This window comes from Streptobacillus felis (assembly GCF_001559775.1).
Classification (GTDB): Bacteria; Fusobacteriota; Fusobacteriia; order Fusobacteriales; family Leptotrichiaceae; genus Streptobacillus; species Streptobacillus felis.
On the sequence record NZ_LOHX01000335.1, the window covers coordinates 1 to 7,896 of the forward strand.

The window sequence follows — 7,896 nt, forward strand, 5'->3', positions numbered from 1 at the left end:
TATTGAAATAAGTCTGTAAATTCATCAAATTTATTTTTTTATTCAAAGACTCTTATGATATTTAGTTTATAAACAATTCAATATATTATAGCTGTTTTTCACAGCATGTCAATACAGAGGGTAAGGTTTTTTGACCAAACCCTCTTAATTTATTGATAAATTTCTTTAAATTTCTATACGCTCTCTACCAAAATTAATAATTAATTCCATATAAATTTGTCCCCAATTTCTAATAGGTTGATTCCATTTCTTAGTAATAATATCTGTAGCTAAATAAAGTGATTTAAATAATGCAGTTTTACTAGGAAATACAACTCTACCCTTGTTTATTCTTTTATATGATGAATTTAATGATTCTATAGCATTTGTTGTATATACTATCTTTCTTAACTCTTCTCCATATGAAAACATAGGTGAAATATTTTCCCAATTATCATACCATCTATCCATACAACCTCTATATATTTTATTCCATTTTTCAGCTACTATATCTAACTGCATTCTAGCTTCTTCTTCTGTATTAGAAGTGTAAATTAATTTAAGATCTTTTGTAAATTCTTTTTTATGTTTATATGATACATATTTAAGTGTATTTCTTATTTGATGTATTATACAACCTTGCCAATCTGTTTTTGGATATACTGCTGTTATTGCTTCTTTTATACCTGTAAGTCTATCTGAGCATAGAATAAGTATATCTTTTACTCCCCTAACTTTTAAGGAAGTAAGTACTGATAACCAAAATTTAGAATTCTCTGCTTCTCCTATCTCAATAGATAATACATCTTTCATACCATTAATATCTATTCCTAATATTACATATGCAGCCTTCTTAGATACCTTACCCTCATCTCTTACTGAAAAATGTGTAGCATCAATAAATACCACAGGATATACCTTTTCTAATGGTCTATTTTTCCATTCTTCTGCTATAGGCAATATCTTATTAGTTACATTTGTTATTAAAGCTTCATCCATATCAAATCCATATATTTCATCTATTGTATCTGATATATCTTTATTTGACATTCCTCTTGCATACATAGACAATATTTTACTTTCTATATGACTTATATCTCTTTTTCTTTTTGGAAGTACTTCAGGAGTAAATGTTGAATTTCTATCTTGTGGTATACTAAGATCTATTTTACCTGCACTAGAATTAACTGTTTTGGTTTTGTATCCATTTCTATAGTTATTTCTTTCTTCATTATGTTCATAATATGGAGTTTGCATATGATGCTCAAATTCTGCTTCTAGCATATTTTTAATTGTTGAACCAAGCATCTTCTTTAATGCATCTTCGATATCTGTAATGGTTTTTAAATCTCCATTTTCAATTAAAAGTTTTGCAGCCTTATCGAAAGCTGTTTCTTCCATTTCTCTAATTCTTTTTGTTCTTCTTACTTTTTTTTCTTCATTCATTACAAAAGCCTCCTTGATATATATTTATTATATCATAAGAGGCTCTTACTAAAAATTATATTTTTTTCAATTTACAGACTTATTTCAATACTCTCGTATTAAAAAATGGATGTTTTTCTGTAATTAAGAAGGAAACATCCATTTTATTTTGACTGTATTCTTTTTTATTATAATAGTCTATATATTTTTTTATATATTATTCCAAACAAATCTCTATTTTTATCCTATCTGGATCCTCAAAATATAATGCATAATGTTCAAGGCCCCCAGCATGTGGATATTTATCATCGTATAATAAAACTGAATTTCTACGAATAAGTTCTTTTCTTATTTTATCTATATCATTTTTACTTTTACAACAAAAAGCAACATGATTTAAACCGACATTACATCTATTATATTCATTATTTAAATATTTTTCTTTTGTTTTAACAAAAACAATATAAAAATTGTCTTTTTTATAAGAAAATCCTTGTTCCCACTCCTGAAATAATTTAAAACCCAAAGATTTTAGCAACCAAGAATAAAATTTTTTACTTGTTTCTAAATTACTTACATAAATTTCAATATGATGCATTTTATTATCTCGCTTTCTATTAAAAAGGTTGTTTTAATTAATAAAAATCGTCACTTAATCCTTATCTTTCCTCTTAATTCTTCTATATTTCTTGAACCTGTTAATAAAAACATGTTTTTAATGTCTTTCTTCCAAGTATTTATTCTATCTACCAAAGCATCTCTACCTTCTAATTCCAATATTTCTAAAAATGCTCTAGAAATACCTACTGCATCCGCTCCTAAGGCAAGAGCTTTAACTATATCTAAGGGATTTCTTATACCTCCACTTGCAATAATTTCAAAGTCATCTTTAAACTCTTTAGCTATTTCAAGACTTTCAGTAGTTGAATACCCTATTTCTTCATAGTATTCTTTAACTGATTTTCTTCTCCTATTTTCTATACTTGCAAAGTTAGTTCCACCTTTTCCACTAATATCTAGTATTTTTATACCTAAATTTTTAGCCTTAATAAATGTTTCCCTACCCATTCCAAATCCAGTTTCTTTTAGTATTATTGGTATGGAAATATGTTTAATTATTTCTTTTAAATTTTCTTCCCATTTTTCAAAGTTTCTATCACCTTCAGGCATAAGCATTTCCTGTATCATATTAACATGAACTTGAACTATTTTTGCATCAGTTTTATTTATACCTTGAACAAAGGCTTCAAAAGGTTTATCTATACCTAAATTAATACCTTGATTTTTAGGATAAGATATCTTATCTTTATTTAAAAATGGAGAATAGGAACCAGGAAAAAGAAAAATATTAGTTTTTTTAGAAACATATTCTAAATCCTTATTTATCTTATCACCTTTTTTGCTTCCTCCAGTTATAGCATTTATGAAAAAGGGATATTCTAAGTCTACAATTCCTATTTTTGTTCTAATATCTACATCTTCTAATCCAAAAGATGGAATAGAAATATATTCTAATAAATAATCATCAAAACCATTTTTAGTTATAGCATCACTTAATGCATATTTTAAATGAGCGTCTTTTCTATTCATTATTATCTCCTTGTATAATAAATTTATATTTCACCTTTAATCTTCATTAATGTATTCAAAGCTTCAAGTGGTGTCATATTGTTAATATCTAAACTTCTTATTTTTTCTAATTTTTCATTTAATACATCTATTGTTTCTTCAAGTTTTTCTATCTTATCATAATTTTCATATTCAAAATTATTAAATAAAGATAGCTGTCCATTATTTTTCTCACTTTCAAAAGATTTAAGTAATTTAGTTGATTCTCTGATTATAGACTTAGGTAAGCCTGCAAGTTTTGCAACTTCTATACCGTATGACCTATCAGCTCCTCCTTTAACTATAGTTCTTAAAAAGTTTACTTTACCATTTTTTTCTTCTACTTCTATTCTATAATTTTTAATAGATGTATATTCATTTTCAAGTTCTGTTAATTCATGATAATGTGTTGCAAATATTGCTTTTGCATCTATATTTTCTACTATATATTTAGATATAGAGCTTGCTATTGCTAATCCATCATATGTAGAAGTTCCTCTACCAACCTCATCTAAAATAATTAAAGAGTTATTAGTTGCTGAATTAATTATACCTGCAACTTCACTCATCTCAACCATAAAAGTAGATTGTCCAGATAATATATCATCACTTGCACCTATTCTAGTAAGTATTTTATCTACTATATTTAAATTTGCCTCTTTGGCTGGTACAAAAGATCCAATTTGAGCCATAATACTTATTAAAGCAATTTGTTTCATGTATGTAGATTTACCTGACATATTAGGCCCTGTAAGTATTATGAACTTATTATCATTATCAAAATATACATTATTTGATATAAAGGTATTATCTCCTATAAGCCTTTCAACAACAGGATGTCTTGCATCCTTTATTTCATAATAATTATCATTAAATTTTGGTCTAGTATAATTATTTTCTAATGCAGTTATAGTAAAAGATATTAATATATCTATATATGCAAGTACATTAGATAACTCTATAAATATATTCTTATACTCTTTAATAAATGAACTTAATTCCTTAAATATATTGTATTCAAGTTCTGCTATCTTTGCTTTAGAATTAATTATCTTATCTTCATAACTTTTAATCTCTTCTGTAATAAATCTTTCCGCATTAGAAAGTGTTTGTTTTCTAATATATGTTTCTGGAACCATATCTAAATTAGACTTAGATACTTCTATAAAATAACCAAATACATTATTGTATTTAATTTTTAAGTTTTTAATTCCTGTTTTTTCTCTTTCTCTAGCCTCTATTTCAAGTAAAATACTAGTTCCGTTGTTCATAATATTTCTTAATTCGTCAAGTTCTGAACTAACACCACTTTTTATCATATTTCCCTCTCTTACAGAGAAAGGAGCATCTTCTAGTAAAAGTTCATCTATTTTTCTATAAATATTAGCTAATATATTAAAGTCTATATCAACGAATTTTTCAGGCCACAATTCCTTTATTTTAAAACTTGAATATATAGTTTTTTTTAGTGCATTAATATCTTTACCATTCTCATTTGAAAATATAACCTTACCTATTAATCTTTCTATATCATAAACACTATCAAGTAAACTTCTAATTTCTTCCCTCTTTATTATTTCTACACATAAATATTCTACATCATCATATCTTCTATTTATTTCATCTATATCAAGTAAAGGATTTTGCAATAACTGTTTTAATTTTCTAGATCCTGTTGATGATTTACATTTATCAAGTACCCATAATAGTGATCCATATGTAGATTTATCTCTTTGATTCTTTATTATCTCTAGATTTCTTAAAGTAGAAGATGAAATTTCAACTACTTCAGACTTATTAATAACCTCAATTTTTCTAATAGTTAATTCATTATTAAATTGCATTGCTAAAACATAATCAAGTATTGATGCACAAGCATCTATCATAGCTTTTTTGCCATAAATTCCATAGCTATCTAAAGAAACTATATTAAAATAGTCCTTTAATAGTTTTTCTCCATCATTAATTTTAGTAATAATAGAAAAATTAACATCTAATTTTTCTATTAAATTTGACAATCTTTCTTTAATTGATTGAGTAAGTAATATTTCACTTGGCTCTATCTTATATATCTCACTTATCAAATTGTCTTCATTACACTCTAAAACTTTAAATTCACCTGTAGTAATATCTAAATATGAAAGAGAATATTCTTGGTTATAGTGTTCTATACATGCTAAATAATTATTAGATTTAGAGTCTAAATAATCAACATCTTGTAAAGTACCAGAAGTAATAATTTGAACTACTTCCCTTTTAACTATTCCTTTTGCTTTTTTAGGATCTTCTATTTGTTCACAAATAGCAACCTTGTATCCTGCATTAACAAGTTTTGCTATATATGGTTTAGAAGAGTGATAAGGTATACCTGCAAGAGGTATATCCATTCCTTTTTCCTTATTTCTAGATGTAAGTGTTAACCCTAACACCCTTGAAGCTATTTCTGCATCTTCAAAAAACATTTCATAAAAATCACCCAATCTAAAAAATAATATATATTCTTTGTACTGACCTTTTATTTCTGTATATTGTTTCATTAAAGGGGTAGACATATATTGCACTTCCTTTCTTTTTATTTCTTTATTAATATTTTATCAAATAAAGTTATTTTAGTAAAATCAAAATTATTATTTTATGAAAAAAATCTTAGTAAATTAAAAGGAACTACTTCTAAATTAAAAATAATTCCTTTATTATATCAATTTATTAATAAATTTTTACCAATTATATCCTGCACTAAAATTTAATTCATAATTAGTATAGTCTCTTGAAATATCATTAAAGTCTAAATCAAAATTTATTTTTGCACCTTTAAATTCTGCTCCTATTCCAACTTGCATATTATATTCAAAAATTTTACCTTCTATCTTCTCTTTTTTTTCAGATAGATTACTTTGAGAGATATATTGAGTATTATCAGAAACTAAAATTTCTGGTTTAACTTTAAATTTAAAATTTTTGTACTTAGCTTCAGCTTTAACAGAAAAATCTGCACTAGCAGAAACTCTTCTATCAAGTCTTACATCTTCATCAAGTAATGTATCATGAGAATAAGTCAATAATATTCCTGCTTTAGGTGTAATCTCAACAATTGGGTGTGGGCTAAATCTTGCTTCTGCAGAGGTATAAACATCTATATTATGTCTGTCTATTTTATTGTTATTGTCTACCTCATCATCTGCATTTTCTCCACCTATTTTAACATCATTTAATATTTGATATCTATATCTTGCAAAATTTCTAAATGTATATTTATCTTCTATAGTAGCTTTAAACATTCCTCCAACTGATATATTTTGTGCATTATCCTTTGAAGTTGTTACTTCTACAAATCCTCCAACTTTCATATTTTTTATATCATGATTATATCCTAATTTGAAATCATTTTCATTGATATAATTTTTAGTCAATCCTAATTTTTTCCCGTAACTTGCAAATATTCTATTATCATTTTCAATTATATCTCTTCTAGTATATAAAAATTTTTGAGGTATTGATTTATATGGATTAAAATCAATTACTTCGTTAAATTTAGAGGTAGCATCATCAATTTTACTCTTTAAAGCTCTTACTGCCAATACTTTTATTAATTTATCTCTTTCTTCGCCTTGCAATCCTTCTAAAGATATATTAAATTTTCTAATATTTGATGCTAAAGCTTCAGGATTTTTCTTTAATTCTTCTGCATATTTTTCTGCTTCTTTATCAAGTTCATTTAATTCATTATTCAATACTAGAGCCTCAGTAAATGCTCTATCATTCTCTTCCATCATTGCTGCTATTAATTTTTCTTTTTGTTTTTCTGATAAAGAATCTAATGATCTCACTTTTTCAATATCCTTAGATCTTTCATCTTCTAAATTCCACTCAGTTGCAGCATTTTCAATTTCATTAATAAATTCTGTTAAATTCTTAACTGAAATATCTCCACCATCTTCATATGCAACAAATAGATTTCCACCCTTATATGCTAAAGATGAATAACCAGCTCCAAATCTATTTCCTGAACCTTCTCTATATACAGTAATCTGTTTCTTTTGGCTAGGGTCTTTACCAGATAATGCCCAAAGTGCTAAATTCCCTCTTTGCCAATTATCATTATTTCCATTAGGTGCTGAAACTAATATAACTTTTTTACCACTAGGTAATGTTACATAAAGAGTTGATCCTTGTGTTGCCTGACTTGTTACTGGTTGAAAACCATGTAAAGGTGTAAACTTATTCCAAGTTTGTCCCATATCCTCTGTATAATATGCCCATCTATGTAAAGTAGTACCAGTATCAGTTCCTCTTCCTGTAATTACAAGCTTATTATCTATTTCAAAAATCATATTTTCAAGTGAAGAACCATTAGTCATCAATATTTTTTCATTATTTATTTCTGGCATTTTCCAAGTTTTTCCATTATCACGAGAATACATTAAAGTTGCACCTATAGGCTTTTTACCACTTCTATTTGGTGATTCATGAGATGTTTGAACCGGCATTACTAAAGTTCCATCTTTCATTACTATCCCTGTACCTACTCCTCCAAGTAAGGCTTTAACTGCATTATCTGGTGTATGATTAATAAACAATTCATTATTTAACTTGTCAAATTTATGAGTTCTATTCCAAGTTTCTCCTCCATCTTTTGATTTATGTATAAGTGCTGCCCAAATTAATTGATCATAATATACCATCCTACTAGAATGCCAATTACCATTTCCTCCATTTCTGCTGAAGGGGCTGTTCCGAAATAGCCTAAAAAAATTATGGAGAATTCTAAATTTTTTAGAATCCTCCATTTTTTTTAACAATTTTTAACCTTTTATTTCAATCTAAATAAATATACTTAATTTTGTGCAGCACCAAACTGAGGGTTTATACCCTCAATAAAAAAAT

5 protein-coding genes are annotated in these 7,896 nt (G+C 26.4%); all 5 read right to left on the reverse strand.

Going from position 1 to position 7,896, the window contains the following annotated elements:
• Window positions 1-165: 165 nt before the first annotated feature.
• The 5 genes from AYC60_RS07855 to AYC60_RS07880 all read right to left on the reverse strand — a co-directional run bounded on the left by AYC60_RS07855 (window position 166) and on the right by AYC60_RS07880 (window position 7,694).
• Complete coding sequence (locus tag AYC60_RS07855; protein ID WP_414162589.1) at window positions 166-1,380, reverse strand: IS256 family transposase; 1,215 nt, start codon at window positions 1,378-1,380, stop codon at window positions 166-168.
• A gap of 241 nt (window positions 1,381-1,621) precedes the next feature.
• Window positions 1,622-2,002, reverse strand: coding sequence for a VOC family protein (locus tag AYC60_RS07860; protein ID WP_067323294.1), 381 nt, complete (start codon window positions 2,000-2,002; stop codon window positions 1,622-1,624).
• Window positions 2,003-2,052: 50 nt separating this feature from the next.
• Window positions 2,053-2,994 carry a type 2 isopentenyl-diphosphate Delta-isomerase gene (fni, locus tag AYC60_RS07865; RefSeq protein WP_067323297.1) on the reverse strand — a complete coding sequence of 314 codons (942 nt, stop codon included), beginning with the start codon at window positions 2,992-2,994 and terminating at the stop codon, window positions 2,053-2,055.
• Between the two features lie 23 nt (window positions 2,995-3,017).
• A complete protein-coding gene (mutS, locus tag AYC60_RS07870; RefSeq protein WP_067323300.1) occupies window positions 3,018-5,564 on the reverse strand; it encodes a DNA mismatch repair protein MutS in 2,547 nt (848 codons plus the stop codon).
• Between the two features lie 165 nt (window positions 5,565-5,729).
• Window positions 5,730-7,694, reverse strand: a complete 1,965-nt coding sequence (locus AYC60_RS07880; RefSeq protein ID WP_067323305.1) for a sialidase family protein — start codon at window positions 7,692-7,694, stop codon at window positions 5,730-5,732.
• Between the last annotated feature and the right edge of the window lie 202 nt (window positions 7,695-7,896).

Coding starts and splice junctions, on each gene's coding strand:
- AYC60_RS07880 (WP_067323305.1), bottom strand. CDS start 7,694: ATGGTATATTATGATCAATTAATTTGGGCAGCACTTATACATAAATCA.
- fni (WP_067323297.1), bottom strand. CDS start 2,994: ATGAATAGAAAAGACGCTCATTTAAAATATGCATTAAGTGATGCTATA.
- AYC60_RS07860 (WP_067323294.1), bottom strand. CDS start 2,002: ATGCATCATATTGAAATTTATGTAAGTAATTTAGAAACAAGTAAAAAA.
- mutS (WP_067323300.1), bottom strand. CDS start 5,564: ATGTCTACCCCTTTAATGAAACAATATACAGAAATAAAAGGTCAGTAC.
- AYC60_RS07855 (WP_414162589.1), bottom strand. CDS start 1,380: ATGGAAGAAACAGCTTTCGATAAGGCTGCAAAACTTTTAATTGAAAAT.